This is a genomic window from Bradyrhizobium sp. IC4060 (assembly GCF_020193715.1).
In the GTDB taxonomy this organism is placed as follows: Bacteria; Pseudomonadota; Alphaproteobacteria; order Rhizobiales; family Xanthobacteraceae; genus Bradyrhizobium; species Bradyrhizobium yuanmingense.
The window spans coordinates 1-460 of sequence record NZ_JADYVJ010000081.1; the positions used below are offsets into that span (position 1 = coordinate 1).

2 protein-coding genes are annotated in these 460 nt (G+C 67.6%); both read right to left on the reverse strand.

From position 1 onward, the window contains the following. The coding region (locus I6F16_RS37570; RefSeq protein ID WP_225174783.1) for a PilZ domain-containing protein at positions 1-272 on the reverse strand (272 nt) is incomplete at its 3' end. A 56-nt stretch (positions 273-328) separates the two neighbouring features. Next, positions 329-460: TraR/DksA C4-type zinc finger protein (locus tag I6F16_RS37575; protein ID WP_225174784.1), on the reverse strand; the 132-nt coding region annotated here is incomplete at its 5' end.

The following is a 460-nucleotide window of genomic DNA, read 5'->3' on the forward strand; positions in this document are numbered from 1 at the left end:
TCCACATACCAGGCCACCCGGCCCGGCATCGCGCCGATATTGCGGAGCTCGACCGCCAGTGCGGTGCCGATCGCCATCGGCGGCGCGTTGTCGATCATCAGTCCACCCTCCGACAGATTGCGGACGCGGATGTCGGTCGCGGGTTCGCCGCCGACGCTCAGGCGCGCGGCGAGGAACAGGCTGTCGCGCTTGCGGCTGCGCTGTCCGGCGGCGAGATCGTCGCCCAAGGTGGACGAAAAGCCGGTCGGAGTGGTGTTGATCGCGTCGGACATGGCCCGCACGGATAAGACCGGAAAGTTACCGAAGCGTTAAGCGGGACGGCGTGGGCCTAATCCTCGCGCGAGACTTTCTCGTGACGCTCGTGACGCTCCTGCGCCTCGACGGTCATGGTCGCGATCGGCCGCGCCTCCAGCCGCCCCAGGCTGATCGGCTCGCCCGTCACCTCGCAATAGCCGTATTC